Below are 23,933 nucleotides of genomic sequence, written 5' to 3'. Positions count from 1 at the left end.
TAGTGGAGAAGCAACATGGCCAGCAATGTCGAAACCCTGATCCGCGGCGCGGTCGCCAAAGGCATCGGCAAGGTCGCCGATTTCAACCGCAAGCGCCTGCCCCGCCCCGCCGATGCCCATCCCTATCTGACCGGCATCCACACGCCGATGACCGAAGAACTGACGCTCGAAGAGCTGCGTGTCGAGGGCGAAATCCCCGCGGCGCTGTCGGGCCGCTATTTGCGCAACGGCCCCAACCCGGCTCTCCCCCCCGATCCCGCGAGCTATCACTGGTTCACCGGCGCCGGCATGGTTCACGGCATCCGCATCGCAGGCGGCAGGGCCGACTGGTATCGCAACCGCTGGGTGCGCGGCACCGAAGCCTGCGCGAAACTCGGCGAGCCGGTCCCGCCGGGCCCGCGCCAAGAGGGCTTCGATGCCCCCAACACCAATGTCGTCGGCATCGCAGGCCGCACTTTCGCGATCGTCGAGGCGGGCGGAACCCCCGCCGAAATGACCGAAATGCTGGAGACGATCGCGCACAATCCCTTCGACGGCACGCTCGCCGGTCCTTACACCGCGCACCCGCATCACGACCCGTTCACGAACGAGATACACGCGATCACCTATAAGGGCGACCAGCTCGGCACGGTCTGGCATACGGTGCTCGACGCCGAGGCGCATGTGATCCGCGAGGAACCGGTCGCGGTCAGCGACGGCCCTTCGATCCACGACTGCGCGATCACCGAAAATTACGTCCTCGTCTTCGATCTTCCGGTCACCTTCTCGATGAAATCGCTGCTCGCGGGCTATCGCTTCCCCTATGCGTGGAACGACGCGCATCCGGCGCGGGTCGGCCTCCTCCCCAGGAAAGGCCGCGGCGACGAGGTCGTCTGGGTGCCGGTCGATCCCTGCTATGTCTTTCACCCCGCCAATGCCTTCGAAACGACGGACGGCAAGGTGATCGTCGACGTCGTCGCGCATGAAACCATGTTCGCGCGCTCGAAGCGCGGCCCCGACAGCGAGCGTTCGCGCATGGAGCGCTGGACGATCGACCCCGTCGCGGGGAAAACCATCCGCACGGTGATCCACGACCATAATCAGGAATTTCCCCGCTACGACGAGCGGCGGACGACGCAGCCCTACCGCTATGTTTACAGCGTTTCGCTACCGGGCGAAGACCGGGTCGAGATGGCGATCGCCGACACGCGGCTCTTTCGCCACGACCTCGAGAAAGGGGTCACCGAAACGCGCGACTTCGGCCCCGGACGCCATCCGGGCGAATTCGTCTTCGTGCCGCGCAGCGCCGAAGGCGCCGAGGACGACGGCTGGCTGATCGGCCTCGTTGTCGACATGAACGACGAAACCACCGACCTGATGATCCTGAACGCCGACGATTTCAGCGGGCCGCCGCAAGCGGTCGTGCATCTGCCGCACCGCGTTCCACCGGGATTTCACGGCAATTGGGTGGCGGACTGACACCCCCGATCCGCCGCATCAACATTTCGGTCACGCGCAATGAGCGTTCGTTGTCGACATCAATCGCGGTTGCTCCATCGCTCACCAGAAGCGGGGCGACATCGACCTTCAATTGCCCGGAAATGCGCCGGAAAATATGGTGGATCGGGCCGAGGCCGAAGCGGAAGCGGAGCAGGTTGATCAGCCCGAACGCCTGCATCACGCGCATCGGCTTCTTGACGAACTGGCCGCCGCCGCGAAACGCCTCGGCGGCCTTCAGCGCACCGCGATGGCCGATCCAATAGGCGTTGCAGTTCGACACCGCGACGTCGGAAAATTCGTAGAAGCGCCGCTGGCCCTCGGGATGCACCGCAAGCACATCCTCGCGCCGCGCGAGCGCCACGCCGGCTTCGGCGCCGAGCCGCGCCGCTTCCGAACCGATCTCGGCGATCGTTTCGGGGGTGAGCAGGCAATTGTCGGCGGTGGTGATCAGCAGCGGGAAGTCGGCGCGATCGGCGACCGCGAGCACCGAGTCGGTCAGATTGTCCGCCGCCGGAACGACGACGAGCCGCTCGCCGAGCGCTGCGACGATCGGATCGTCCAGATCGTCCGCGAGCGCGCGGTGGTGCGTCGAGACGAAGATCTTGCCCGCCCCGCTGGCCGCCGCGCTTTCCAGCACATGCGCGATCATCGGCCGTCCCGCCACGGGCACCAGGCATTTGTCGGCGACGCCGTGCGCCGCCGCGAGCGCATCGACCGCGCCCGGACGCCGCCCCGCGAGGATCAGGATCGAGCCCGTCATGCCGCGTCCTTTCGCCGGCCGGCTGCGCCGACCTGCCGGATCATGCTTTCGGCGACGATCGTTTCGATGAGGTCGGCCTGGCTGAACCCCGCCGCCAGAGCCGCGCGGCCGAACACTTTTTCGGACCAGAGGTTGCAGTTGAGATTGACCTCGAGCAGCCGGATGTCGCCGCTCGCGAAATCGACGCGAAACTCGAAACGCCCATAATCGAACGGCCGGAAAATCTCGACCATCCGCCGTGTCAGCTCCTCGATCCGCGCCGCAACCGGCGAGGCTTCGAGCAGCCGCAGGCTGTATTTGGCGCTGCGATCGACGAGGTCGCGCTTTTCCTGATAGGTGCGCAAATGCGTCGGGTCGGCCTGTTCGAAGATCATCATCGGCAGCATCGCGGGCTCGCCGCCCAGCGTGATCACCGGCACCTCGACATCGCTGCCGTCGATGAACGGCTCGACGAGCGCGTCATGGTCGAGCGCCTGCACCTCGGCGATCGCCTGCGCGAGTTCGGCGCGGTCGTGCGCGTCGCGAATGCCCCACGACGCCGAGCTGTTGTTCGGCTTGACCACCCAGCGCCGCGCGGGCGGACAGCGCGACACATCGACCGGCGCGCCGCGGCGGAACAGCGCCCAGGGCGCGGTCGGAACGCCGCGCGCCGCCGCTTCGAGCTTGGTCAGATGCTTGTCGTCGGACAGGCCGCGCACGATCGGCGACGCCCCGACATAGGGCAGGCCGAGCCGGTTGCAGAGCAGGGGCAGCAGCATTTCCGAATTGAAGAAGCCGCCGCGGTTGAGCAGCGGAAAGACGAAATCGGCCTCGGGCGCGGCGAACAGATCGGTGTAGCTGTCGGCGACGACGAGCGGCATACCGAGCGCTTCGAGTATCTCGCGCGTCTCGCGGTGATACAGCGCATGATTGCCGTCTTCGGGGTGCAGCCCTCCGGTCCATTTCGCATGTTTCGCGATGAACAGCAGCCGCTGCGTCTCGCGTAGCGCATCGGGCAGCTTCGTCGGTTTCAGATCGTCGGTTCGCATGAGCTTCCTCTGACCACGCGAAGGTTGCGACAGCATGACGCTTCGATGACATGCGTGAAACGAAAACGCCAATCTACTGTCATCGCGCGGCGCTAACGGGGAACGCGTCACCTCCCCCACAGGATGCATCCCGATGCTGCTGAGCCCATCCGATTTCACCGACAATGGCTTGGGACGCGCCGGACGTGACAGGCTGCGCCTCGCCGCAATCCTTGCGAGCGGCGGCGACGCGCGCATCCGCCCCGACGCAGAGGGGCGTAACAAATATTACGCGAGCGTGTTGCCGTCCGAGGCGCTCGCCTATGGCTCGTCCACGATCAACAGCATTTCGCAGCACAGTTTCGACCTGCTCGCGCGCCGCTGGCGCGACCGGCTCGACCGCCCGATGGCCGCCGGCGCCTATGCCGAGGCGCTCGCCGGGCTGCGCGAGCGCATCACCGACTATTTCGACCTCGCCGACACGGCGGTCGTCTTTGCGGCATCGGGAACCGACCTCGAATATATCGGCCTCGCCGCCGCGTACGATGGACGCCCGCTGACCGCGGTCCTCCTCGGGCGCGACGAGGTCGGCAGCGGCTGCGTCCACAGCGCGGCGGGACGCTTCTTCGCCGATGAGACGGCAGCGGGCGCACAGGTGACCGCCGAAAGCGCGATCGACCCGGCCTTTTCCGATACCGAACTCGTCGATGTGGCGATCCGCGACGCCAACGGCCGTCCGCGCGCCTCCACCGCGGTCGCCGCCGAGCTCGCGCTGCACATCGACCATGCCGCCGCGCGCGATCGCCGCGCCATCGTTCATGTCGTGCATGGATCGAAGTCCGGCCTGACCCTCCCCGCATTCGACGATGTCGAGCGGCTGGCGAGCGCCTATGCCGATCATGCCACGATCGTCGTCGACGCCTGCCAGCTCCGCATCGCGCCAAAAGCGGTGCGGCGCTATCTCGCGCTTGGCTGCGTCGTTCTGCTCACCGGGTCCAAATTTGCGGGCGGGCCGCCCTTCAGCGGATTTGCGCTGGTGCCCGATGCGCTCCACGCACGCGCTCACCCGCTGCCCGCGGGTTTTCGCCGGCTCGCCAGCCGCGCCGAATGGCCGGCGGGCTGGCCGGGCGCGGGGACGCTGCCCGCCTCGGGCAATTTCGGGCTGCTGCTGCGGCTCGAGGCCGCGCTGATCGAAATGGAGCGCTTTGCCGCCATCGACTGCGAGCGGCGGACGACCATCGCCGGCGCCTTCGATCGCGAAGTGCGCCGGCTCGTCGACCGGTTGGAGATCGGCGAAGTGCCCGGCGCCGGCAGCGCCTGCCTCGCCAGCGAAACGCTGCGCACGATCGACCTGTCGCCGCGCTGGCCCGCGTGCGATTTCGAAGCCGCGCGCGCGATCCACGCGACCATAGCGCGCCAATCGAAGCATTGGCTGGGGCAGGAAATCCGGCTCGGGCAACCGGTGCGCACCCATATGCTGCCGTGCGGACGGGCGGCCGGCACGCTCCGGCTGTCGCTGTCGATGCCGCTGATGTCCGAACTCGCCGCGATGCCCGACGCGGCGCTCGAGGCGCGGCTCGAACGCGACCTGTCGCTGATCGGCGCCGCCATATCGGCCTCGGCTGCGACGACGCTGACGCAGCGCGAAGTGGCCTGAATCCGACCGCCGGATCGAGCGGATTCTTCAGTCAACCGTTCGGCGGCAACGGCTCGCCGTGAAAAATCGAGCCGTTCGGCAGCGCTTTTCGCACCATGGCCGTTTGCCCCCCACTATGACGAAGAAACTGCCTCTCTCCCGTCCCGCCACGAGCGCGATTGCCGCGTTTCTGGCCCTTTCCGCCCCCGCTGCCTTCGCGCAGGCGGCTCCTGCGCAGCCCGCTCCCGCGCCGGCGAGCCCGACGATCGAGATGTCGCCACCGGTGATCGTGCCGCCGGTCGCACCGACAACCACGCCGACGGTGCCCGCGCCGACCGTAACGGCTCCCGCACCGGAAACGCCGCCGCCCGCGACGCCCGTGCTCCGCGTGCCGCTCGACATCGAGCCCGCCCCCGAAACGGCCCCGGCGCCGAAGGCCGCCGAAGCGCCCGCGCCGAAACCCGCACAGGCCGGGCGCAGCGCCCCGGCGCAGCGCGAAAAGGGGCCGGAGCCCGCCTCCGCTACAACGACGACGCGCTCCGTCGATGAACCCGCGCCCGTAAATGGTCCTGCCGCTGCCGCAATAGCTGAAGCAGCACCGCCGCCGGCTGCCGTTCCGACGGTGCCCGCGACCGGGTTTGCGGCGCCCCCCAGCGCAGACGTGGCGAACGACAGCTTCCCCTGGGAACTTGCCGGCGGCGCCGCGGCGCTGCTGCTCGCGGGCGGCGCGGCCTTTGCGCTGACGCGCCGCCGCCGGGTCGTCGCCGAAGCCGAACCTGCGACCGCCTATGAAGCCCCTGTCACGCCCCAGCCCGCGGTGCATCGCGAAACGCCGGTCAGGGCGTCGCTGCCGCGCTCGACCCCGGCCTTCACCGCCGCACCGCACGGCAGCATGGGGCGTCACGAAGCGATGGCCATGGCCGGCCCCAGCGATGACAATCCCTTCCTGACGCTGAAGAAGCGGCTCAAGCGCGCGCGCTTCCAGGACCGCCGCGAGCGGATGGAATATGAGGCGCTGCTTGCCGGTCAGAAGGACGGGACGCGCAAGCCCGCGAGCGCCTGGGACGTCGCGCAGCGCCCGGCACCGGCGCCAGCCGAGCAGAAGGTGCTGCGCCCCGAACCGGCGCGCGGCCATCGCGGCCTGCGCCCCGGCTTCGCCAAGGGCTGATCCCGCCGATCACAACGAAAAAGGGCGGCGCCTCGCGGCACCGCCCCTTTCTTTTGCGTCGCAAAGCCGACCGGGTAGAACCCGCCCGGCTCGTCCGCGAACCCGATTACTTGAGTTCGACGGTCGCGCCGGCAGCTTCGAGCTTCTTCTTGATCTCTTCGGCTTCGGCCTTGTTGGCGCCTTCCTTGATCGGCTTCGGCGCGCCTTCGACCAGCGCCTTGGCTTCGCCGAGACCCAGGCCGGTGATCGCGCGGACTTCCTTGATGACGTTGATCTTCTGACCACCGTCGCCCGTCAGGATGACGTCGAACTCGTCCTTTTCTTCAGCGGCCGGAGCAGCGGCGCCAGCAGCGGCCGGAGCAGCAGCAACGGCAGCGGCAGCCGAAACGCCCCACTTTTCTTCGAGCATCTTCGAAAGCTCGGCGGCTTCCAGAACGGTCAGCGCCGACAGGTCTTCAACAATCTTGGCAAGATCAGCCATTTTCATTCTCCATCAGATTTCTAATCGTCATGCCAGCGAAAGCTGGCATCGTTCAGTTGGGATCACACCGATCCCAGCTTTCGCTGGGATGACGTGTATTCTTATGCCGCGTCCTTGGCGCCATAGGCACCGAAGACCCGCGCCAGCTGGCCCGCCGGAGCCGCCGCAATCTGCGCGACCTTCGTGGCCGGAGCCTGGACGAGACCGACGATCTTCGCGCGCAGCTCGTCGAGCGACGGCAGCGAGGCAAGCGCCTTCACCCCTTCGACGTCGAGCACGACATCGCCCATGCCGCCGCCAACGATCTCGAGCTTGTCGTTGGTCTTGGCAAATTCCACGGCGACCTTCGCCGCTGCCACCGCGTCGGTGGAAGCTGCGATTGCCGTCGGGCCGGTCAGCAGATCGCCGATACCGGTGTAGGCGGTGCCATCGAGCGCGATCTTGGCCAGGCGGTTCTTCGCGACCTTGAAGCTCGCGCCGGCGTCGCGCATCTGCTGGCGAAGCACCGTCGACTGGGCGACGGTAAGGCCAAGGTTGCGAACAATCACAACCGAGGCTGCATTCGACAGCGTAGCGTTCAGCGCGGATACGGCTTCGGCCTTTTCAGCACGATCCATGCCTGTTTCTCCACTCTTGCCCGGATGCGAGCGCGCACGAGGCACGCGCGCCGCCGGGCGGCTAACACACGCATGGGCAGACATGGGACGAATCCCGCCTGATCCACGCGCAACGATGTCCGATGGGGTCGGTCAAGCCGCGAACGCCTGAAACGCCAGGCGGGCGACCGAGAAAGACTGTTCCCCGTCTCGGCTGGAAATTAAGAAGGGCAATCCCCTTCACCAACTGTCTCGGACGGAATCGCCGGGCCGAAACCCGGACGACACGCGGGCGCTCATAGCGGCGCAGCGCGCAAAGTCAAGCGCGCGTGCCGCGAGCGCCCGAGGCAACCTTGCCCCACCGCGGCGAGTTGGCGGGACAGGAGGACGCGCGATGAATGACGATGGCGCATGGGCAATCGAGAAGGCTCTCTGGCTCGGCGGGCCCGAGCGATACGAGCAATCGGTCGACCGCGACTGCGTGATGGTCTTTCCGGGGATCGGTGCGATGGAATATGACGCGATCGTCGAAGAGGTCCGGCAGGCGCCGCGCTGGGCCGACGTCGAACTGAGCGAGCGCCGCCTGTCGCGGCCGCAGGCCGGGCTGTGCGTCCTTGCCTATAAGGCCGCGGCGCGCCGAGAGGGGGACCAGGTCTATGGCTGCTGGTGCTCGTCGACCTATCGCGACACCGGCGGCGGCTGGCAGCTCGTCCAGCACCAGCAGACCCCGCTCTGACCCACGCGAGGCGACCGATGATCGCCCGCGAAATTGCCTCTTGCCAAATTGCATCTAAGATATATCTTAAAGCTATCTTGATTCACTCGAAGGAGCTTTTATGCATTATCATCACCACGAGCATGGCGGTCGCGGCTGCGGCCGGCGCCATGCGATGCACCGCGGCGGACGCGGTTTCGGCTTCGGGCCCGGCAGCGGACGCGGTTTCGGCGGCCGGCACGGCCACGATGGCGACGGGCGCGGCCGGCGACGCCGGATGTTCGACAGCGGCGAGTTGCGGCTCGTCCTGTTGAGGCTGATCGCCGACGAACCGCGCCACGGTTACGACCTGATCCGCCAGATCGAGGAGCTGACCGGCGGCGCCTATGCGCCGAGCCCCGGCGTCATCTATCCCACGCTGACCATGCTCGACGACATGGGCCAGATCGAAGCGCAGCAGAGCGAGGGCGCGAAGAAACTGTTCGCGATCACCCCCGACGGCGAGGCCGAACTCGCCGCGAACGCCGAAGAGGTCGAAGCGCTCGTCGCGCGGCTCGCCGCGATCGGCGAGGAACAGCAGCGCACCGATGCCGTCTCGGTGCGGCGCGCGATGGGCAATCTGCGCAATGTCCTGGTCAACCGCCTCGGCCGCCGCGAAGCCGACGAAGAGGTGCTGCACCGGATCGTCGCGCTGATCGACGAGGCCGCGCAGAAGATCGAGCGGCTGTGAAGGAGCAAGGCATGACGATTTCCGCCACGGCCAGCGTGCCGACCGCGCACGCGAGCAAATATCTTCAGCAGCTCTGCAAGCATTGGCAGCATAATCTAACGGTCGAATTCACCCCCGAGCATGGGACCGTGACCTTCCCGCGGGATGCGCGCGGCGCCGACTGGCCCGGCAACGGGCTCGCGACGCTCGACGCGGGCGCCGATACGCTCGCGGTGCGGCTCGACGCGAGCAGCGAAGCGCAGCTCGAGGGATTGAAGGGCGTCCTCGCGCGTCACCTCGACCGCTTCGCCTTTCGCGAGGCGCCGCTGACCTTCGACTGGCAGGCGGTCTAGCGGCCGATCGCCCTTGTGTGAAGCGTTAGCACAGGTTCGTGTGTCCCCGCGAAGGCGGGGACCCATCTTCCGACGGTTCAAGATGGCACCGGCATGAGATGGGCTCCCGCCTTCGCGGGAGCACACGGGCTTTATTCAGACCAAGATGATCATGCTTCAGGGTCGGAACCTGTCGCCCGCGCCATTCCTGTTTTCAGGGTTGGCGGGGACACCCCGAAACCGAACGGCCGTCCCCCTCAACGTTTCCGCACGAATTCGGCGCGCAGGACGAGGCCCTTGATGCTTTCGTGGCGGCAGTCGATTTCCTGCGGATCGGCGGTCAGCCGGATCGACTTGATGACCGTGCCGACCTTGAGCGTCTTGCCCGCGCCCTTGACCTCGAGATCCTTGACCAGAACGACGCTGTCGCCGTCGGCGAGCCGGTTGCCGACGGCGTCGCGCACCTCGACCTCGGCCGCCGCCGCACGGCGCGCGGCGAGTTCGGAGGCCGGCAGCCACTCGCCGCTTTCCTCGTCATAGACATAATCTTCGTCGTTGCTCATTTCATTCTCCATGGATTGGGGCCGGCGCGTCAGTGGCGCGCGGCATCGTCGAGGCCCGCGAGCTCGATGCCGAGCGCCTGCGCGCTCGCATAATCGGCGGCATAGGAAATCTTTCCCGCGGCTTCGCCGAGGCCGATGCGTTCGAGCATCGCCCTCGGCTGCGGCTGCACGCCCGAGAGGATGACATGCGCCCCGGCGATCCGTGCCTGACGGGCGAATTCCTCGATCGCCTGCGCGCCGCTCGCATCGAGCAGCGGGACGAGCCGCATCCGCAGGATGATGACGCGCGGCGGCGCGCCGAGCCGGCGCAGCGTGTCGAGCAGTTCGCCCGCGACGCCGAAGAAGAGCGGCCCCGCGATACGAAACACCTCGACCCCCTTGGGCAGATCGTCGCGCTGGTCGAGATCTTCTTTATCGAGTTCGGCATCGCGGTCGCCGCCGCGCCTGACCTCGACCGCCTCGGCCATGCGCGCCATGAAGAGCAGCGAGGCGAGCGTCACCCCGACGGCGATGGCGACGGTCAGGTCGACGAGCACCGTCAGCCCGAAGGTGAGGAGCAGCACCGCGCGGTCGCTGTTGGGCATTTTGAGCAGCGCGAGGAAGCGCTGATATTCGCTCATGCCCCACGCGACCATGAACAGGATCGCCGCGAGCGCCGCCATCGGCACAAAGCCCATCAGGCGCCCCGCGAAGAGGATGAAGAGAAGCAGAAAGATCGCGTGCATCATGCCCGCGACCGGCGTCTTCGCCCCCGACCGGATATTGGTCGCGGTGCGCGCGATCGCTCCGGTCGCCGGAAGGCCGCCGAAAAAGGCCGAGCCGAGGTTCGCCACGCCCTGCCCGATCAATTCCTGGTTCGAACGATGCCGCGTCCCCGCCATGCCGTCGGCCACGACGGCCGAAAGCAACGCCTCGATCCCGGCGAGGAAGGCGATGGTGAAGGCCGAGGGCAACACCGCATTGACCTTCGCCAGCGAAAGCTCGGGAAAGGATGGCATCGGCAGGCCAACCGGCATATCGGGAAAGCGCGAGCCCACCGTGTCCACGGGCAGGTGAAACAGCGCGACCGCCGCCGAGGTCGCGACGACGGCGATCAGAAATCCGGGCAGGCGCGGCGCGGCCTTGCGAAGCCCAACGATAATCGCGAGCGCCGCGGCGCCGATACCGACCGTCGTCCAGTCGACACTGCCGAGGGCGCCCAGATAGGCCTGCCATTTGGCAAGAAAGTCGGCGGGCACGTTCTCGATCGTCAGGCCGAGGAAATCCTTGACCTGGCTCGAAGCGATGATGACTGCGATTCCCGCGGTGAACCCCGTCACCACCGGATGCGGGATATATTTGATCATCTGCCCAAGGCGGAGCAGCCCCGCGGCGATCAGGATCAGGCCGGCGAGCAATGTCGCGATCAGCAGGCCGTCATAGCCATGGCTCGCAATGACGTTGAAGATCACCACGACGAACGCGCCGGTCGGCCCGCCGACCTGGACGCGCGAGCCGCCGAGCATCGAGATCAGGAAGCCCGCGACGACCGCGGTCACGAGCCCCTTGTCGGGCGAAGCGCCGCTGGCGATGCCGAGCGCCATCGCCAGCGGCAGCGCGACGATGGCGACGGTCAGGCCGGCGAGCGTGTCGGCGCGGAAAGTGGCAAGGGAATAGCCTTCGCGCCAGACGGTCAGCAGCTTGGGGGTAAAGCCCTGCGCGATCACTTCGCGCGGTCTCCCTCCGCAAATCGGGGCGAGAGGCGTCGTCGATCCGGCGTCGCCGCGGCTTCGCGCAGCCGGACGCCGCGTCCAATCCCGATGCTCGGCGCATTTTCGCCGAGCAGTTCGATCCCCGCATTTTCGAACGCGGTGACGACCTTCACCAGCGTGTCGACGACCCCGCGCACCTGCCCGTTCGACGCCTCCATGCGCTGAATCGTCGGCAGCGAGAGGCCGGCGCGTTCGGCTAGCTCGCGCTGGTCGATCCCCAGCAACGCCCGCGCGGCGCGCATCTGCTGCGACGTGATCATATCCGCCTCATTGATGTTTCATATATCATTTATGATCATTATCACCAATAATGGATGGTGCATATATGAATTATGCTGGTCTCCGCATTAGAGCATTACGCGAATCCGAAGGCTTTCCAATTTGCCCAATGGCGCGATCGCCTTTGCCCGAAAAAGGCCGTGTGTCCCCGCGAAGGCGGGGACCCATCTCCCGACGGTTCAGGATGGCACCGGCAGGAGATGGGCTCCCGCCTTCGCGGGGACACACAAGCTTTCACAATGGTTTCACTCAAAACCGGCCGGTTTTAGAGCAGCGCCTCGATCGCCTCGGCAAGTCTTGCGTCGCGCTCCGACAGGCCGTTCGCGTCATGCGTCGTCAGCAGGATGTCGACGCGATTATAGACGTTCGACCATTCGGGATGATGGTCCATCTTTTCGGCGATGATCGCGACGCTCGCCATGAAGCCGAACGCCTGCGCGAAATCGGCGAAGGTGAAGCGGCGCGTGATCGCGTCGCGCGCCGGCTCGTGCGTCCATTCGGGGAAGCGGGCGAGCAGCGCGGCGCGCGCGGCATCGTCGAGTTTCCGGACCATCTGCTTTCTCCCGCTGGTAAAGGCCGAGCGCCCGCCATAAGGAAGGGCGCGATGAGCGACAAGACCGCCCTTCGCGATCCGCCCGCCGGCTGGGCCGGCACCGCGCCCGACGCCGATACCTTCCATGCGATGGCCGAGGCGGCGCTCGCAGCGCTGCCCGATATGTTCAAGCCGCATATCGAAGGCGTGGTGGTCGCGATCGAAGAGGTCGCCGACGACGCGACGCTCGCCGCACTCGACATCGAGCATCCCTATGATCTGACCGGCCTTTACGAAGGCCGCCCGCTGACCGAGCGCAGCATCGACATGAGCGGCGCGATGCCCGACCGCGTGACCCTTTTTCGCCTGCCGATCCTGATCGAATGGATCGAGGGCGGCGAACGGCTCGACTGGCTGATACGCCATGTGCTGATCCACGAAATCGGTCACCATTTCGGCTTTTCCGACGAGGATATGCACGCGCTCGAGGACATGGCCTGATGGCGGAGCTGCTGCGGTTCGACCGGGTGGCGTGCATCCGCGGCGACCGGCTGCTCTTCGAAGGGCTGTCGCTGGTACTGGCGCGCGGCGAAGCGCTGTGGCTGCGCGGCCCCAATGGCGCGGGCAAGTCGAGCCTGATCCGGCTCGCCGCCGGACTGCTGCGCCCCGCTGCGGGGACGGTGACGCGCCGCGAACGCTGCGCGCTGATCGACGAGGCGGCGGCGCTCGATCCCGAGCTGCCGCTGCGCCGGGCGCTCGATTTCTGGGCGCGGATCGACACCGTCGATGGCCATGCGGTCGACCGCGCGATAGAGGCGATGGCGCTCGCGCCGCTGTCCGACGTGCCCGTCGCCATGCTGTCGACCGGCCAGCGCAAGCGCGGCGCGATGGCGCGCGTGATCGCGAGCGGCGCGCCGATCTGGCTGCTCGACGAGCCCGCGAACGGGATGGACGAGCGCGCGCGAGGCTTGCTCGTCGCCGCGATCGCCGCGCACCGCGCGAACGGCGGCGCAGTGCTGCTCGCGTCGCATTTCAGCCTGGGGCTACCGGATGTGGCACAACTCGACATGGGGGCGCTGGCGTGACCGCGCTCATCGCCCTCTTCTGGCGCGACCTGCGCCGCGCATGGGGCAGCGGCGCGCTGTGGATTCCGGTCGTCTTCTTCCTGCTCGTCGCGACCGCCTTTCCCTTCGCGGTCGGCCCCGACGCGCCGCTGCTGGCAAAGACCGGCGGCGGGATGCTGTGGGTGGCGGCGCTGCTTGCGGCGCTGCTGCCGATCGACCGGCTGGTGCGCCCCGACCGCGACGCGGGGGTGCTCGACCAGCTCGCGGTGCGCGGTTTCGCCGACGAACTGATCGCCGCAGTGAAGATTGCCGCGCACGCGATCGGCTTTGGCCTGCCGCTGCTGATCGCGCTGCTGCCCGCGGCGGCGCTGCTCGCGCAGGATGGCGCGCGGGTGGCCACGATTGCGGCAGGGCTCGCGCTCGCGATTCCGGCGCTCGCCGCGCTCGCGGTGCTGAGCGCCGCGCTGACCGCGAACCTCAAAGGCGGCAGCGCGATCGGCGGCCTGCTGATCCTGCCGCTCGCAGTGCCGCTGCTCATCTTCGGTGCGGGGATGCTCGACCCGTCGGGGCGCGGCGCGGCAAAGCTGCTCGCGGCGGTGAGCCTGCTGTTGACCGTAATCGGGCCGTTCGCGGCGGGCGCGGCGCTGCGGGGGCTGCGCGAATGACCGCCTTCGGCCGGTTGCTACCGTCAGGCCATCACCAGATTCGCGCAGAGACGCAGAGAACGTAGAGGGCAAGCGTGAAAATCTCTGCGTTCTCTGCGTCTCTGCGCGAAATGTTTGGAAGGCGGCATCCGACCGATTGCGGACCTTTCCATCCTCGTCACCCCGGACTTGATCCGGGGTCCATGACTTCGGCGCTGCTATGGATCCCGGATCAAGTCCGGGATGACGAAAGAGAGTAGGCGAACGTCAGTTCCCCACCCCAACCCGGACGTCCGCCGCAAAAAACCGCTGTCCTACATCATTCGGCTGTGCCAGCCTTTGTCTCGGCTCTTTCGATAGGTGGATAAAGCGCGGTCACGATGCGGGCGGGAGCCGGCGCGGCAGGTTCGCCGGACGCGACCCGGCGGCCGCACGAGGCTGAACTTTGCTGAACTTTGAAACGAGAGCGCGGACCCGACCCGCGATAGCCGAAGACCGCAACGGCAACAGGCCACCCCAAATGCCGCCCAAAAGAAAAGGGCCGGAGTTTCCCCCGGCCCTTTCCTGAATCGGTTGCAGGTCGATCAGGCGCCGATTTCGGCGGTGTCGACCTTCACGCCCGGGCCCATCGACGACGACAGGGCGATCTTGCGGACATATTTGCCCTTCGCGCCCGAGGGCTTCGCCTTGACGATCGCATCGACGAAGGCGTCGAAGTTCTGGCGGAGCTTTTCCTCGCCGAACGACAGCTTGCCGAGGCCGGCGTGGATGATCCCGGCCTTTTCGACGCGGAATTCGATCTGGCCGCCCTTGGCCGCCTTGACGGCTTCGGCAACGTTCGGGGTGACGGTGCCGAGCTTCGGGTTCGGCATCAGGCCCTTCGGGCCCAGCACCTTGCCGAGGCGGCCGACGATGCCCATCATGTCGGGCGTCGCGATGACGCGGCCATAGTCGAGGTTGCCGGCCTGCATGTCTTCCATCAGGTCCTCGGCCCCGACCTTGTCGGCGCCAGCCTTCAGCGCTTCCTCGGCCTTGTCGCCGCGCGCGAAGACCGCGACCTTGACGTCCTTGCCGGTGCCCGCGGGCAGCGTGACGACGCCGCGGACCATCTGGTCGGCGTGGCGCGGGTCGACGCCCAGGTTCATCGCGATTTCCATCGTTTCGTCGAACTTCGAGCTGGCGAGTTCGCGCACCGTTTTGATCGCCTCATCGACCGCGTGGAGCTTCAGCGCGTCGACCTTGCCCTCGAGGGCCTTCTGCTTCTTGGTCAGCTTTGCCATGGGATCAGCCCTCCGTCACTTCGAGGCCCATCGAGCGGGCGCTGCCTTCGATGATCTTCGTCGCCTGTTCGATGTCGTTGGCGTTGAGATCCTTCATCTTGATCTCGGCGATCTCGCTGAGCTTCGAGCGCGCGATCTTGCCGCCGCTGATCTTGCCGGGCTCCTTCGAACCCGACTTCAGGTTCGCGGCCTTCTTGATGAGGTAGGTCGCCGGGGGCGTCTTGGTGACGAACGAAAAGCTCTTGTCCGCATAGACGGTGATGATGGTCGGGGTCGGGGTGCCCTTGTCCATGCCGTCGGTCGCGGCGTTGAACGCCTTGCAGAATTCCATGATGTTGACGCCGCGCTGACCGAGCGCCGGCCCGAGCGGCGGCGACGGGTTGGCGGTGCCGGCGGGCACCTGCAGCTTGATATAGCCGCTGATCTTCTTGGCCATGATGGCCTCCTTTCTTTCTGTCGCCCCGGACGGAATCCGGGGCTCAAAATAAGCGGTCCAGCAGAGGGCATCACCCCTCCTCCCGCGCGGAATCGCACCCGTGTCTGATGCGAAGCGGCGCGGTTAGACCCAAATCGGCGGAGATGCAAGGGATTTGCCCTCTCCCGAGGGGAGAGGAAAGTCGTTCACCCCTGCGGGCGATAGCGCACGAGCCCTTCCTGGACGACGGTGGCGATCAGCGTGCCGTCCTGGCGATAGATCGAGCCGCGGCACAGCCCGCGGTCGCCGCCGGTCCACGGACTGTCCATCACGAAGACGAACCAGTCGTCGACGCGAATGTCGCCGTGGAACCACATCGCGTGGTCGAGGCTGGTCGACACCATGCCGGGGGTCCAGAAATTGACCCCGTGCGGCAGCATCGCCGAGGACAGGAGCCCCATGTCCGAGGCAAAGGCCAGGAAACCGCGATGGATCAGCGGATCGTCGCCGATCGGCGCGGCGACGCGGAACCACTGATAATGCTGCGTCGCCTTTTCGGACGGCGCCGGGCGATAGCTGCGCACCTCGAACGGCCGGCGCCGCGCCATATGCGCGAGGTGGCGATCCGAGATATGCGGATCGGCGGCGATGAAGTCGGTGAAATCCCAGCATTCCTCCGGCGGGCGGAGGTCGGGCATCGGCACCTGGTGCGACAGCCCTTTCGCCGGGATCTGGAACGAGGCGGTCAGGTTGAAGATGACCTTGCCGTCCTGCCGCACGACGACGCGGCGGTTCGAGAAGCTGCGCCCGTCGAAATCGCGGTGGATGCGGAAATGCAGCGGCTTGGTCTCGTCGCCGCCGCGCAGGAAATAGGCGTGGAGCGAGTGGACCTCTTTGCCTTCTTCGATCGTGCGCGCCGCGGCCATCATCGCCTGCGCGATCACCTGTCCGCCGAAGATGCGGTCGCGCGCCGTGGTCGGCAGCGCGGGAAAGGTGAACTCGTCCGGAAGGCCGGGGACGGGATCGAGATCGAACAGCCGCGCCACGGCGCCGACGACCTTTGCGGCATCGACGCCCGCGTTGATTTCGCGCGCGCGGTCGATGCGTGCCTGAATCTCTGCGGGAGAGAGCGAATTCATGATGACGGCCTACCCCTTGCCCGTCGCTCCCGCGCAGGCGGGGGCCGCTGTCGGCGCAGCGCAAGGCCGCCGACGGCCCCCGCCTGCGCGGGGGCGACGCTTATTTCATGCGTTCGACCTGCTCGAAATCGAGCTCGACGGGGGTCGCGCGGCCAAAGATCGACACCGATACCTTGACGCGCGCCTTGTCGAAGTCGAGTTCCTCGACGACGCCGTTGAAGCTCGCGAACGGACCTTCGAGCACCTTGACCTGGTCGCCGATTTCGTAATCGACGCGAATCTCGGTCTTCGGACGCGCCGCGGCCTCTTCCTTGCTGTTCAGGATGCGCGCCGCCTCGGCCTCGCTGATCGGCTGCGGCTTGCCCGACGAGCCGAGAAAGCCCGTGACCTTGGGCGTGTTCTTGACGAGGTGATAGACGTCGTCGCTCATCGTCAGCTTGGCGAGGACATAGCCGGGGAAGAATTTCCGTTCGGCCTGCACCTTCTTGCCGCGCTTGACCTCGGTGACCGTCTCGACCGGCACTTCGACCGCTTCGACGAAGTCGCTGAGGCCCATGCGCTCGGCTTCGGCGATCACCGAATCGCGAACCTTGTTCTCGAAGCCCGAATAGGCGTGAATGATGTACCAGCGCGCCATTGTCGTCCTGTCCCTGGAAAAATGCCTGTAACCGCGCCCTGTCAGCGCGCGAGCGACGTCAACCAGTTGACGATCGCGTTGAAAACCGTGTCGACGCCAAGGAAGAAGAAGGCGAGGATCGTCGTCATGATCAGCACCATGATCGTCGTCTGCACCGTTTCGCGGCCGGTCGGCCACACGATCTTGCCGGCTTCGGTCTTCACCTGGTTGACGAATTCGCCAATCTTGGGCCTCGCCATGTCGATCGTCCTGTCCTTGTGTCCAATTCGAAGGGCAGATGGGATGCCGGCCGCACCGCGTCAAGCGCGGTTTCAGGCAATAGTCCGCCCACCCTCCCCGGCGGGGCCGGTGAAAGGCGGAAGAAAACGGCGCATCTGTCCGAGTGAAAGCGGCCTTTAGCCGCCCGCCGGTGGCTTGGCAAGCCGCGCATGATGCGGGGCGGCGCGATCACGCGGGACGGGCCGCCGGGCGGCCGGCGAAAACGGCGTTCGAAAGGGCGCAAATACCCCCCCCCGGCCCGAAAACGGCCGGAACAGGAGCGAGAAAGGCCCCTAACCCGGCGGAATCGCTCCAGGATTTCTTACTGGTTACGAAATGGTTAGATCAAAAGCTTCACCAACAATAAAATATCGACATCATCGGGCTTAATAACCTAGAATTTATCCGTAAATTACATAGGTCTCTACGCACTCATCCGGGTACGCAGCGATAAGGAGAAACCTGTGAACATTCCCAATGCGGCCAGCCCGGTACCGCCCGATACCAGCGGGCTCGAGGACGAGCGCCGCGAAGACAATCGGCATTGTACGGTCTTTCGGATCGCCAGGATCGCGCGCGAAAGCGACGCCGGACTGTGGCGCGTCCGCAATATTTCGGACCATGGCATGATGCTCGCGACCACTGTCGCAGTGAGTCCCGGCGAGCCGTTGCAGATCGCGCTTTCGGACGCGATCACGCTCGTCGGCAAGGTCGTGTGGGCGCGCGACGGGCGCTGCGGCGTCGAGTTCGACACGCCGGTCGACGCGCTCGACATCCTTCGCCAACTCGCCGCCGAACGCCAGTCGGGCGATTACCGCCCCCCGCGCCTGCCCGTCCACGGCCGCGCGCTCGCGGTCACCGAGGATGGCAATCACGACGTCGAGATCGAAAATCTGTCGCAGAACGGCGCCGGCGTTATCCACGGCGGTGGGCTTGAAACGGGCACCGAGTTGCTGCTCGTCCTCGGCGAAGACATCCGCCGCCGCGGCATCGTCCGCTGGTCGCGCGGCGACCCCCAGGGAATTTGGCGCGCCGGCATCTGGTTCGCCCCGCCGCTCGCGCCGGGCGACCTCGAAAGCATCCGCCGCTTTCAAAGCTGACGCACGCTGCACAAAGCCTGGCCGGACCACAGGGGCCAGGCGCAGCGGAATATCATCGACAAATTTTGAAGACTGCCCCCGGGCCAACAGCGGCGACCGGCGACATCATTTCCCTGCAAGGAAATGGCAGGGGCAGCAGGATTCGAACCCGCGACCCTCGGTTTTGGAGACCGATGCTCTACCAGCTGAGCTATACCCCTAAGGCCGGAGTGCGCCCTTAGCCGCAACGGGGCGGGGTGCGCAAGCGGAATAGCGCGGGCGATGCATAGCTTGCAAAGCATCGCCGGGCTGATATGCGCTTGCCTCGCATGACCGCCGCCCGATCCTCCGACGTTCCGCAACATTATCTCGGCGGCATCGCGCTGCGGCTGCTCGCGATGGCGAGCCTCTCGCTGATGTTCGTGCTGGTGAAGATCGCCGCTGCCGACGGCGTCCACCTGGTCGAAAGCCTGTTCTGGCGGCAGGTGGTCGTGCTCCCCTTGCTTCTCCTATGGGCGATGCGGCACGGCGGGATCGCGACGTTCCGCACCCAGCGCCCCGGCACCCACGCGCGCCGCGCGATAATGGGCCTCACCGGCATGGCGCTCAACTTCGGCGGCATGATCTATCTGCCGATGGCCGAGGCGACGACGATCAACCTGTCGGTGCCGATCTTTGCGGTGATCTTTGCCGCGGCCTTCCTCGGCGAGCCGACCGGGTGGCAGCGCTGGGGCGCGGTGATCGTCGGCTTTCTGGGCGTGCTCGTCGTGCTCAACCCGACGACCGTGCTCGCCGGCGGCTTCACCGGCGATCATGGCATCGGCACCCTGATCGCGCTCGGCGGCGCGATCATGACCGCGCTGATCACCATCCAGGTCCGCGACCTTGCGCGCACCGAAAGCCCGATGGCGATCGTCTTCTGGTTCAGCCTGATCTCGCTCGTCCCTTTGACGATCGCCCTGCCCTTCGTAATGACGCCGCACGGCCCGGCGATCTGGGCGGTGCTGATCGGCCTCGGCCTGCTCGGCGCGGTGGTGCAGATGTCGCTGACCGGCGCGCTGCGGCTCGCCCCCGTCGCGGTGGTGACGCCGATGGATTATTCGAGCCTGCTCTGGTCGATCGCCTGCGGCTGGTATTTCTTTGGCACCTTCCCGGCCGATACGACGTGGGTCGGCGCCCCGCTGATCGTCGCGAGCGGCCTGTTCATTGCCTGGCGCGAGCATCGCCTGCATATCGAGCGGCGAAAGGACATCACCGCATGACGCTGCCCATCCTCTATCACTGCCCCGATGCGCGGTCGCTGCGCTGCCTGTGGGCAGCCGAGGAGGCGGGGATGGCGATCGAGCTTCGCACCCTCCCCTTTCCGCCGCGCGTCTTTGCGCCCGATTATCGCGCGATCAATCCGCTGATGACAGTGCCGGGGTGGGTCGAGAACGGGCGGCTGCTGACCGAATCGGCGGCGATCTGCGAGCGTATCGCCGAGGGCACGCCGCTCGAAGTCGGACGCGACGAGCCCGATTACTGGACGTGGCGCAACTGGCTGCACCGCAGCGACGCGACGCTGACCTTTCCGCTCGCGATCATGATCCGCTACACGCGCGTCGAGCCCGAGCCCCGCCGGCTCGCGCAGGCGGTCGAGGATTACAAGGCCTTCTTCGGCGGCCGCGCCAAGAGCATCGAGGCCGCGCTGGCCGACGGACGCGAATGGCTCGTCGCGGGGCGCTTCACCATTGCCGACGTCGCGATCGGCTATGCGGCGTTTCTGGCGACGACGCTCGGCGCCGGCGACGTGCTCGGCGAGGCGACGAAGGACTGGCTGGCGCGCTGCACGGCGCGCGACGGGTTCGTGCGCGCGCGCGAGCGGCAGAAGGGATAAGCCGCCCCGGGCACCGGCCGTCGCTCTTATCGCTTCTTCGCCGCGATATAACGCTCGACCTGCTCTTCGAGGATATCGAGCGGCAGCGCGCCTTCGCTCAGCACCGCTTCGTGGAAGTCGCGGATGTCGAAGCGGGGTCCGAGTTCGCTTTCGGCGCGCCCCCGCAGTTCGGCGATCTTGAGCTGGCCGACCATGTAGCTCGTCGCCTGCCCCGGCCAGTTGAAATAGCGATCGACCTCGCGCGCGATGTCGGTATCGGACACCGAGCTGTTCGCCTTGAAATAGGCGATCGCCTGTTCGCGCGTCCAGCGCTTCGAATGGATGCCGGTGTCGAGCACCAGCCGGATCGCGCGCCAGACCTGCAGCGACAACATGCCGAAACGGTCATAGGGAGTTTTATACACCCCCATCTCGTTCGCGAGGCGCTCCGAATAGAGCCCCCAGCCCTCCATATAGGCGCCGTAGCCGCCATATTTGCGGAACTTCGGAATACCGGCGAGTTCCTGCTGGCGCGCGATCTGGAAATGGTGCCCGGGCGCGCCTTCATGCGCAGCGATGCCGGCGACCTGAACCTTTTGCGTCTGGTTCATGTCGACGAGATTCACATAATAGATGCCGGGCCGCGTCCCGTCGGCCGACGGCGGGTTGTAAAAGGCGGTCGGCGCCGTCGCCTCGCGCCACTTCTCGACCGCGCGCACTTCGAGCGCCGCCTTGGGCAGCACGCGAAAATGGCGCGGGGCGGCGGCCATCGCCGAAGCGATCACGCCGCGCGCGTCGGCGAGATAGGCCTCGCGGCCGGCTTCGGTGTCGGGATATTTGAACCGCGGATCGGTGCGGACATGGTCGAAGAATTGCGTGAGCGTGCCCTTGAAGCCGACCTCGCGCTTGATCGCCTCCATCTCTTCATGAATCGCCGCGACCTGCTTCAGTCCGAGCTCGTGGATCTGGTCGGCGGTAAGGTCGGTGGTGGTCGAGCTTTTGAGCCGGTCGGCATAATAGGCCGCGCCGTCGGGCAGGTGCCACGCGCCGAAGTTGCCCGTCGATTGCGGCTCGATCTCGTCGATCGCGGCGACCAGCGTGTCATAGCCATGCTTGAAAGGGCCGGTCAGCGCGGTGCGCGCATCCACCAGAAGCCTGGCCTTGGTCGCCTCGGGCGCATCGAGCGCGGCGACCTTTTTGCGAAAATCGGCCATCAGCGTCGAATCGGCGCCATCGTCGAACGGCGCGCCGGTCACCACTTTCAGCGCGTCGGCGCGCGCCGGGGCGAAGTTGACCTTGTTCGGAACGATTCCCGCGGCCGCCTGCTCGCGCATCGTCGCCGCGACTTCGCGCATCACGCGGTCGGTGTCGCGCAGCCGGGCGATATAGGCCTCGGCATCCGCCACGCTGTCGACCTTGTGGTTGTTGATGAGCAATACCGGGATGGCGCCGGCAGGGCTGCCATTGGTCGAGACGGGAAAGCGCAGCTTGCGGAAGCGCAGCGATTCGCGGCCGCGTTCGACTTCATATTCGAACAGGCGATAGCTGACCCGCGCGCGCTCGCCGAGCTGGTCGGGCTTGAAGCGGGCGTGCATCGCTTTCAGCTGCCGCTCGGCCAGCTCCTGGTCGCGCACCGCGGCTGCGTCGGTATAGTCGTCGAGCCGGTCGTAGTTGGTCTTGAGCCCCAGCTGGGTCTGCGATTCGGGGCTGAGCGCGAGGCGCTCGTCGAACGCCTTGTCGAGAAATTCGAGCAGCGCCTGATCCTGCGCCCTGGTCTCGGGAGCGGCCTGCGCGAACGCGGGGGCGCTCACGGGAGCGAGCGGCAGGACGGGAAGCAGCATCAGGGCAACGGCAAAGCGCATCATATTCTCCTGTCGGTTGAGGAGCTTGTCGCCGAATGGTTCGCCGGACGCAATAATATTTCAGCGGCAAAACCGGCCTGGTGCCGATCGCCTCAATTCACCATGCGCTCATAGCCTTCCCAATAGGGTGCGCGCAGATCCTTGCGCAGGATCTTGCCGCTCGCGTTGCGCGGCAGCGCTTCGATGACGTCGACGCTGCGCGGCGCCTTGAAGGCGGCGATGCGCTCGCGGGCCCAGGCGATGATGTCGTCGGGCTCGACCGTCATGCCGGCTTTGGGGACCACGACCGCCTTCACCGTCTCGCCCCATTTCGGATCGGGGATGCCGATCACCGCGACCTCCTGCACCGCGGGGTGGCCATAGATCGCGCTTTCGACCTCGGCGGGATAGACATTCTCGCCGCCCGAGATGATCATGTCCTTCATCCGGTCGTGGATATAGAGATAGCCATCCTCGTCCATGTAACCGGCGTCGCCGGTATGAATCCAGCCGCCCGCGGTCATCGTCCGTGCGGTCGCGTCGGGAAGGTTCCAATAGCCCTGCATATTGTTCGAAGATCGGGTGACGACCTCGCCCACCTCGCCGGTCGGCACCTCTTCGCCGTCGGGGCCGAGGATGCGGATTTCGACGCCGGGGAGGGGCTTGCCCGCCGAGCGCATCCGTCTATTGCCTTGGGGGTCGTGATCCTCGGGCGGAAGCATGCAGATCGTGCCCGTCGTCTCGGTCATGCCATAGGCCTGGATGAACTGCGCGCCGAACATCTTGATACACTGGCGCAGGAGGTCGAGCGGGATCGGGGCGGCGCCATAGAGGATATATTTGAGCCGGCTGTAGTCGACGCTCGCGCAGCGCGGGTGGAGGAGCAGCATCTGCAGCGCCGCTGGGACGATGAAGAAGCGCGTCACGCCATGATGCTCGACCGCGTCGAAGACGCCATCGGGGTTGAATTCGGCGAGGACGATGCCGGGCAGCCCCGCCGCGAGCGCCATGATGCCGAGGCCGGTGCCGCCGATGTGCGCGCACGGCATGGCGACGAGCACCGCCTCGTCATCCTCCCACCGGGTATAGGGCATGTCGAGGTCGGCCGAATATTTGCGCAGCGCAAAGAGGTTGGTGTTGGTGAGCACCGCGCCCTTCGGATTGCCGGTCGTGCCCGAGGTATAGAGTTGCAGCACCGCGTCCGCCGGCCCCGACGGATCGAACGTCACCCGCTTCGCCCCGCCGATCATCGCGCGCGCGGCATCGGCACCGACGATCTGCGGATCATGGTCGAGCTTGCCGGCGAGCTGGTCCTCCGCGGCGTCGAAGCCGGGGCCGGTGAAGACGATCTTCGCCCGCGTGTCGTTGACGATGAACGCCCATTCGACGGGCGAGAGGCGCCAGCCGATCGGCGCCATCACGATGCCGGCGCGCGCGGCGCCGAAGAAGAGGGTGAAATAGAGGTCGCTGTTCTTGCCGATCCACGCGATGCGATCGCCCTTTTCGAGCCCCGCGGCGAGCAGCGCGCTCGCGACGCGCGCGGTGCGCTCTTCGAGTTCGGCATAGCTCATCACCCGGTCTTCCTCGCGCATCGCAACGCGATCGGGACGCTCCTTTGCCCAGTGGGTGAGGAATTGGTCGAAGGTAATCAGGTCGGCGGTATCGCTCATCTGGACTCTCCCAAGCGGCTTCGCGCCATTCTCAGATCTGATA

Annotated in this window: 27 protein-coding genes and 1 tRNA gene; 12 read left to right on the top strand and 16 right to left on the bottom strand. The window is 66.6% G+C overall.

Annotated features, from left to right (window positions below; translation table 11 throughout):
• Window positions 1-15: 15 nt before the first annotated feature.
• Window positions 16-1,458: an 8'-apo-carotenoid 13,14-cleaving dioxygenase gene (locus KNJ79_RS06270; RefSeq protein ID WP_317153245.1), complete on the top strand. Its 1,443-nt coding sequence runs from the start codon at window positions 16-18 to the stop codon at window positions 1,456-1,458.
• On the opposite strand, the gene KNJ79_RS06265 is transcribed toward KNJ79_RS06270, so the two are convergent.
• Window positions 1,379-2,239 carry an NTP transferase domain-containing protein gene (locus KNJ79_RS06265; protein ID WP_317153244.1) on the bottom strand — a complete coding sequence of 287 codons (861 nt, stop codon included), beginning with the start codon at window positions 2,237-2,239 and terminating at the stop codon, window positions 1,379-1,381. The two genes, KNJ79_RS06270 and KNJ79_RS06265, sit on opposite strands and share 80 nt — an antisense overlap.
• Entirely contained in the window at window positions 2,236-3,267 is a 1,032-nt protein-coding gene (locus tag KNJ79_RS06260) for a D-alanine--D-alanine ligase family protein (RefSeq protein ID WP_089215098.1), read from the bottom strand. The genes KNJ79_RS06265 and KNJ79_RS06260 overlap by 4 nt, the downstream gene beginning before the upstream one ends.
• A 133-nt stretch (window positions 3,268-3,400) precedes the next feature.
• On the opposite strand from KNJ79_RS06260, the gene KNJ79_RS06255 reads away from it, so the two are divergent.
• Window positions 3,401-4,903, top strand: a complete 1,503-nt coding sequence (locus KNJ79_RS06255) for a hypothetical protein (protein WP_317153243.1) — start codon at window positions 3,401-3,403, stop codon at window positions 4,901-4,903.
• A gap of 115 nt (window positions 4,904-5,018) precedes the next feature.
• The gene (locus tag KNJ79_RS06250) at window positions 5,019-6,050 is read left to right on the top strand and encodes a hypothetical protein (RefSeq protein WP_317153242.1); all 1,032 of its coding nucleotides are present in this window, start codon (window positions 5,019-5,021) and stop codon (window positions 6,048-6,050) included.
• Between the two features lie 106 nt (window positions 6,051-6,156).
• Here the strand turns inward: KNJ79_RS06250 and rplL are convergent, their stop codons facing one another.
• Both rplL and rplJ read right to left on the bottom strand, forming a co-directional pair.
• Window positions 6,157-6,531 carry a 50S ribosomal protein L7/L12 gene (rplL, locus tag KNJ79_RS06245; protein ID WP_089215025.1) on the bottom strand — a complete coding sequence of 125 codons (375 nt, stop codon included), beginning with the start codon at window positions 6,529-6,531 and terminating at the stop codon, window positions 6,157-6,159.
• Window positions 6,532-6,632: 101 nt separating this feature from the next.
• Entirely contained in the window at window positions 6,633-7,148 is a 516-nt protein-coding gene (gene rplJ / locus KNJ79_RS06240; protein WP_089215026.1) for a 50S ribosomal protein L10, read from the bottom strand.
• 373 nt (window positions 7,149-7,521) lie between these two features.
• On the opposite strand from rplJ, the gene KNJ79_RS06235 reads away from it, so the two are divergent.
• The 3 genes from KNJ79_RS06235 to KNJ79_RS06225 all read left to right on the top strand — a co-directional run bounded on the left by KNJ79_RS06235 (window position 7,522) and on the right by KNJ79_RS06225 (window position 8,904).
• On the top strand, window positions 7,522-7,863 hold the full coding sequence (locus KNJ79_RS06235; protein WP_317153241.1) for a DUF4440 domain-containing protein: 342 nt from the start codon (window positions 7,522-7,524) through the stop codon (window positions 7,861-7,863).
• Window positions 7,864-7,963: 100 nt separating this feature from the next.
• Complete coding sequence (locus KNJ79_RS06230) at window positions 7,964-8,572, top strand: PadR family transcriptional regulator (protein ID WP_394357153.1); 609 nt, start codon at window positions 7,964-7,966, stop codon at window positions 8,570-8,572.
• An 11-nt stretch (window positions 8,573-8,583) separates the two neighbouring features.
• Window positions 8,584-8,904 carry a DUF2218 domain-containing protein gene (locus tag KNJ79_RS06225; protein WP_317153240.1) on the top strand — a complete coding sequence of 107 codons (321 nt, stop codon included), beginning with the start codon at window positions 8,584-8,586 and terminating at the stop codon, window positions 8,902-8,904.
• Between the two features lie 236 nt (window positions 8,905-9,140).
• On the opposite strand, the gene KNJ79_RS06220 is transcribed toward KNJ79_RS06225, so the two are convergent.
• The 4 genes from KNJ79_RS06220 to KNJ79_RS06205 all read right to left on the bottom strand — a co-directional run bounded on the left by KNJ79_RS06220 (window position 9,141) and on the right by KNJ79_RS06205 (window position 12,029).
• Window positions 9,141-9,446, bottom strand: a complete 306-nt coding sequence (locus tag KNJ79_RS06220; RefSeq protein WP_089215101.1) for an alkylphosphonate utilization protein — start codon at window positions 9,444-9,446, stop codon at window positions 9,141-9,143.
• 29 nt (window positions 9,447-9,475) lie between these two features.
• The gene (locus KNJ79_RS06215) at window positions 9,476-11,152 is read right to left on the bottom strand and encodes a SulP family inorganic anion transporter (RefSeq protein ID WP_317153239.1); all 1,677 of its coding nucleotides are present in this window, start codon (window positions 11,150-11,152) and stop codon (window positions 9,476-9,478) included.
• Window positions 11,149-11,457 (bottom strand): helix-turn-helix domain-containing protein, encoded by a 309-nt coding sequence (locus tag KNJ79_RS06210; RefSeq protein ID WP_089215028.1) that lies wholly within the window; start codon window positions 11,455-11,457, stop codon window positions 11,149-11,151. Before KNJ79_RS06210 ends, KNJ79_RS06215 begins: the two co-directional genes overlap by 4 nt.
• A gap of 284 nt (window positions 11,458-11,741) precedes the next feature.
• A complete protein-coding gene (locus tag KNJ79_RS06205; protein ID WP_317153238.1) occupies window positions 11,742-12,029 on the bottom strand; it encodes a 4a-hydroxytetrahydrobiopterin dehydratase in 288 nt (95 codons plus the stop codon).
• Window positions 12,030-12,080: 51 nt separating this feature from the next.
• On the opposite strand from KNJ79_RS06205, the gene KNJ79_RS06200 reads away from it, so the two are divergent.
• From KNJ79_RS06200 to KNJ79_RS06190, 3 genes are read left to right on the top strand one after another with little or no spacing between them, the layout of a single operon-like run.
• Complete coding sequence (locus KNJ79_RS06200) at window positions 12,081-12,509, top strand: metallopeptidase family protein (RefSeq protein ID WP_317153237.1); 429 nt, start codon at window positions 12,081-12,083, stop codon at window positions 12,507-12,509.
• The gene (ccmA, locus tag KNJ79_RS06195) at window positions 12,509-13,093 is read left to right on the top strand and encodes a heme ABC exporter ATP-binding protein CcmA (RefSeq protein ID WP_317153236.1); all 585 of its coding nucleotides are present in this window, start codon (window positions 12,509-12,511) and stop codon (window positions 13,091-13,093) included. The genes KNJ79_RS06200 and ccmA overlap by 1 nt, the downstream gene beginning before the upstream one ends.
• Window positions 13,090-13,737, top strand: coding sequence for a heme exporter protein CcmB (locus KNJ79_RS06190; protein ID WP_089215032.1), 648 nt, complete (start codon window positions 13,090-13,092; stop codon window positions 13,735-13,737). Before ccmA ends, KNJ79_RS06190 begins: the two co-directional genes overlap by 4 nt.
• Before the next feature lie 563 nt (window positions 13,738-14,300).
• Here the strand turns inward: KNJ79_RS06190 and rplA are convergent.
• From rplA to secE, 5 genes are all read right to left on the bottom strand, one after another.
• Window positions 14,301-14,996, bottom strand: a complete 696-nt coding sequence (rplA, locus tag KNJ79_RS06185) for a 50S ribosomal protein L1 (RefSeq protein WP_089215033.1) — start codon at window positions 14,994-14,996, stop codon at window positions 14,301-14,303.
• 4 nt (window positions 14,997-15,000) lie between these two features.
• Window positions 15,001-15,432 (bottom strand): 50S ribosomal protein L11, encoded by a 432-nt coding sequence (gene rplK, locus KNJ79_RS06180; protein ID WP_089215034.1) that lies wholly within the window; start codon window positions 15,430-15,432, stop codon window positions 15,001-15,003.
• 185 nt (window positions 15,433-15,617) lie between these two features.
• On the bottom strand, window positions 15,618-16,550 hold the full coding sequence (locus KNJ79_RS06175) for an acyl-CoA thioesterase (RefSeq protein ID WP_089215035.1): 933 nt from the start codon (window positions 16,548-16,550) through the stop codon (window positions 15,618-15,620).
• Window positions 16,551-16,650: 100 nt separating this feature from the next.
• Entirely contained in the window at window positions 16,651-17,187 is a 537-nt protein-coding gene (gene nusG / locus KNJ79_RS06170; protein WP_089215036.1) for a transcription termination/antitermination protein NusG, read from the bottom strand.
• A gap of 41 nt (window positions 17,188-17,228) precedes the next feature.
• Window positions 17,229-17,426, bottom strand: a complete 198-nt coding sequence (gene secE, locus KNJ79_RS06165) for a preprotein translocase subunit SecE (protein ID WP_089215037.1) — start codon at window positions 17,424-17,426, stop codon at window positions 17,229-17,231.
• A 483-nt stretch (window positions 17,427-17,909) separates the two neighbouring features.
• Between secE and KNJ79_RS06160 the strand changes: the two genes are divergently transcribed.
• A complete protein-coding gene (locus KNJ79_RS06160; RefSeq protein ID WP_089215038.1) occupies window positions 17,910-18,545 on the top strand; it encodes a PilZ domain-containing protein in 636 nt (211 codons plus the stop codon).
• A 124-nt stretch (window positions 18,546-18,669) separates the two neighbouring features.
• On the opposite strand, the gene KNJ79_RS06155 is transcribed toward KNJ79_RS06160, so the two are convergent.
• Window positions 18,670-18,745 (bottom strand) — tRNA-Trp (locus KNJ79_RS06155).
• Window positions 18,746-18,853: 108 nt separating this feature from the next.
• Between KNJ79_RS06155 and KNJ79_RS06150 the strand changes: the two genes are divergently transcribed.
• Window positions 18,854-19,786 carry a DMT family transporter gene (locus KNJ79_RS06150; RefSeq protein ID WP_317153235.1) on the top strand — a complete coding sequence of 311 codons (933 nt, stop codon included), beginning with the start codon at window positions 18,854-18,856 and terminating at the stop codon, window positions 19,784-19,786.
• Window positions 19,783-20,400, top strand: a complete 618-nt coding sequence (locus tag KNJ79_RS06145) for a glutathione S-transferase family protein (protein WP_317153234.1) — start codon at window positions 19,783-19,785, stop codon at window positions 20,398-20,400. Before KNJ79_RS06150 ends, KNJ79_RS06145 begins: the two co-directional genes overlap by 4 nt.
• 26 nt (window positions 20,401-20,426) lie before the next feature.
• Here KNJ79_RS06145 and KNJ79_RS06140 read toward each other — a convergent pair whose 3' ends face one another.
• Window positions 20,427-22,244, bottom strand: coding sequence for a DUF885 domain-containing protein (locus tag KNJ79_RS06140; protein WP_317153233.1), 1,818 nt, complete (start codon window positions 22,242-22,244; stop codon window positions 20,427-20,429).
• A gap of 89 nt (window positions 22,245-22,333) precedes the next feature.
• Window positions 22,334-23,890, bottom strand: a complete 1,557-nt coding sequence (locus KNJ79_RS06135; protein ID WP_317153232.1) for a fatty acid--CoA ligase — start codon at window positions 23,888-23,890, stop codon at window positions 22,334-22,336.
• Window positions 23,891-23,933: the final 43 nt, after the last annotated feature.

It is taken from the genome of Sphingopyxis indica (assembly GCF_032879645.1).
Lineage (GTDB): Bacteria > Pseudomonadota > Alphaproteobacteria > Sphingomonadales > Sphingomonadaceae > Sphingopyxis > Sphingopyxis indica.
This window is presented reverse-complemented; position numbering and strand designations above follow the sequence as displayed.

What these genes read in the sequence shown, in the direction of transcription:
- KNJ79_RS06270 (WP_317153245.1), top strand. Translation starts at nt 16, where the DNA reads ATGGCCAGCAATGTCGAAACCCTGATCCGCGGCGCGGTCGCCAAAGGC.
- KNJ79_RS06265 (WP_317153244.1), bottom strand. Translation starts at nt 2,239, where the DNA reads ATGACGGGCTCGATCCTGATCCTCGCGGGGCGGCGTCCGGGCGCGGTC.
- KNJ79_RS06260 (WP_089215098.1), bottom strand. Translation starts at nt 3,267, where the DNA reads ATGCGAACCGACGATCTGAAACCGACGAAGCTGCCCGATGCGCTACGC.
- KNJ79_RS06255 (WP_317153243.1), top strand. Translation starts at nt 3,401, where the DNA reads ATGCTGCTGAGCCCATCCGATTTCACCGACAATGGCTTGGGACGCGCC.
- KNJ79_RS06250 (WP_317153242.1), top strand. Translation starts at nt 5,019, where the DNA reads ATGACGAAGAAACTGCCTCTCTCCCGTCCCGCCACGAGCGCGATTGCC.
- rplL (WP_089215025.1), bottom strand. Translation starts at nt 6,531, where the DNA reads ATGGCTGATCTTGCCAAGATTGTTGAAGACCTGTCGGCGCTGACCGTT.
- rplJ (WP_089215026.1), bottom strand. Translation starts at nt 7,148, where the DNA reads ATGGATCGTGCTGAAAAGGCCGAAGCCGTATCCGCGCTGAACGCTACG.
- KNJ79_RS06235 (WP_317153241.1), top strand. Translation starts at nt 7,522, where the DNA reads ATGAATGACGATGGCGCATGGGCAATCGAGAAGGCTCTCTGGCTCGGC.
- KNJ79_RS06230 (WP_394357153.1), top strand. Translation starts at nt 7,964, where the DNA reads ATGCATTATCATCACCACGAGCATGGCGGTCGCGGCTGCGGCCGGCGC.
- KNJ79_RS06225 (WP_317153240.1), top strand. Translation starts at nt 8,584, where the DNA reads ATGACGATTTCCGCCACGGCCAGCGTGCCGACCGCGCACGCGAGCAAA.
- KNJ79_RS06220 (WP_089215101.1), bottom strand. Translation starts at nt 9,446, where the DNA reads ATGAGCAACGACGAAGATTATGTCTATGACGAGGAAAGCGGCGAGTGG.
- KNJ79_RS06210 (WP_089215028.1), bottom strand. Translation starts at nt 11,457, where the DNA reads ATGATCACGTCGCAGCAGATGCGCGCCGCGCGGGCGTTGCTGGGGATC.
- KNJ79_RS06205 (WP_317153238.1), bottom strand. Translation starts at nt 12,029, where the DNA reads ATGGTCCGGAAACTCGACGATGCCGCGCGCGCCGCGCTGCTCGCCCGC.
- KNJ79_RS06200 (WP_317153237.1), top strand. Translation starts at nt 12,081, where the DNA reads ATGAGCGACAAGACCGCCCTTCGCGATCCGCCCGCCGGCTGGGCCGGC.
- ccmA (WP_317153236.1), top strand. Translation starts at nt 12,509, where the DNA reads ATGGCGGAGCTGCTGCGGTTCGACCGGGTGGCGTGCATCCGCGGCGAC.
- rplA (WP_089215033.1), bottom strand. Translation starts at nt 14,996, where the DNA reads ATGGCAAAGCTGACCAAGAAGCAGAAGGCCCTCGAGGGCAAGGTCGAC.
- rplK (WP_089215034.1), bottom strand. Translation starts at nt 15,432, where the DNA reads ATGGCCAAGAAGATCAGCGGCTATATCAAGCTGCAGGTGCCCGCCGGC.
- KNJ79_RS06175 (WP_089215035.1), bottom strand. Translation starts at nt 16,550, where the DNA reads ATGAATTCGCTCTCTCCCGCAGAGATTCAGGCACGCATCGACCGCGCG.
- nusG (WP_089215036.1), bottom strand. Translation starts at nt 17,187, where the DNA reads ATGGCGCGCTGGTACATCATTCACGCCTATTCGGGCTTCGAGAACAAG.
- secE (WP_089215037.1), bottom strand. Translation starts at nt 17,426, where the DNA reads ATGGCGAGGCCCAAGATTGGCGAATTCGTCAACCAGGTGAAGACCGAA.
- KNJ79_RS06150 (WP_317153235.1), top strand. Translation starts at nt 18,854, where the DNA reads ATGACCGCCGCCCGATCCTCCGACGTTCCGCAACATTATCTCGGCGGC.
- KNJ79_RS06145 (WP_317153234.1), top strand. Translation starts at nt 19,783, where the DNA reads ATGACGCTGCCCATCCTCTATCACTGCCCCGATGCGCGGTCGCTGCGC.
- KNJ79_RS06140 (WP_317153233.1), bottom strand. Translation starts at nt 22,244, where the DNA reads ATGATGCGCTTTGCCGTTGCCCTGATGCTGCTTCCCGTCCTGCCGCTC.
- KNJ79_RS06135 (WP_317153232.1), bottom strand. Translation starts at nt 23,890, where the DNA reads ATGAGCGATACCGCCGACCTGATTACCTTCGACCAATTCCTCACCCAC.